We start from the raw sequence: 1,466 nt of genomic DNA on the forward strand, positions 1-1,466 counted from the left end.
AGCATATCGGGGATGTTGATCACATGCTTTTCCGTATAAGCCAGCAAGCCCTCTTCCCCGTATTCCCTGCCGATGCCGGATTGCTTGAATCCGCCGAACGGGAAGCGGACATCAAGCCCTTGGACGGCAGCGGTATTGATCATGGTCGTCCCCGCTTGTATGCGGCGCGCTACCTGAACCGCATGCTCCTGATCTCCCCATACGGAACTGGTTAATCCGTAAATGCTGTCGTTCACCAGCGCAATCGCTTCCTCCACATCATCGTAAGGCACGATCGGCACCGTCGGTCCGAACTGTTCTTCCACCACGATCGGGGCATTAGGGTCGGCGCCCAATACCAAGGTGGGTTGCAGGAAATAGCCCTTGGACATTTGGTCGGGGTCAAGCACCTTCCCGAGCTTGATGACCTTGGCGCCTTTTCTCTCGGCATCTTCAACCAAGCTTTTAACATAGTTGAACTGAGCGGTATTGTTGACCGGCCCCACCGTGACATCCGGATGGAAGGCATCGCCGACGCGAATCCACTTGTTGGCCGCCTCGATGTACTTTTCTACGAACTTGTCGAAGATCGAACGATGGACATACATCCGTTTGGCGATCATGCAAATTTGACCTGTCGTAAGGAAGTTGGAAACGACGAAGCGGCGCATCGCACGCTCATCGTTGACGTCAAACTCGGGAAGCACGATGGCGGCATCGTTCCCGCCTAATTCCAATGTAATATTTTTGAGCGTATCCGAAGCCGCTCTCATGATCTGCTTACCGGTATTCGTACCGCCTGTGAATGCAATCTTGGCAATCTTCGGATTGGTGGTCAGCTCGATCCCTACATCGGTTTCTCCGTGCACCATATTGATTACACCTTTGGGAAACTCCTCGGCCATCATTTCAATGGCTTGGCTGACCGCCAACGGCGCAAACGGGCTTGGCTTCAAAACGATCGTATTGCCTGCCAACAGCGCCGGCGCGATTTTGATGGTGGAAAGCGCAATCGGATAATTCCACGGGAAAATCGCGGCTACAACCCCTAACGGATCATTCGTGATAATGGACTTTCCATGATCATGTTCCACGACTTTCTCTTTAAGCACTTCCTTCGCCATCGCGCAGGCATATTCCATCCACATGATCGCAACAAACATTTCGCCCCCGGCGTCATAAAGCGGTTTGCCGTGTTCGCGGCAAAGCAGCTGAGTGATCTCGGGAGTCGCTTCCTTCAATCTTGCAATGGCGCGCTCCATCCTTTGAATGCGCTCGTCAATCGAGGTTGCGGCCCAAGCGGGGAACGCCCGTTCCGCAGCTTCAATCGCGCGAATCGCATCCTCGCGCGTATTTACCGGACCGTAGCCTACAATCTCGCTGATGTTTGCCGGATTTTCCCGAGCGTATTGCTTTTCGGTCCTCACCCTCTCGCCATCGATGATGGCATGGACAACAACCGCTGTAGACACTTGTTCGTTGGACAT

Annotated in this window: 1 protein-coding gene; it reads right to left on the reverse strand. The window is 53.7% G+C overall.

Annotated features, from left to right (window positions below; genetic code table 11):
• The coding region (locus tag VF724_RS21170) for an aldehyde dehydrogenase family protein (protein WP_371756219.1) at window positions 1-1,466 on the reverse strand (1,466 nt) is incomplete at its 3' end.

The organism is Ferviditalea candida, from assembly GCF_035282765.1.
In the GTDB taxonomy this organism is placed as follows: Bacteria; Bacillota; Bacilli; order Paenibacillales; family KCTC-25726; genus Ferviditalea; species Ferviditalea candida.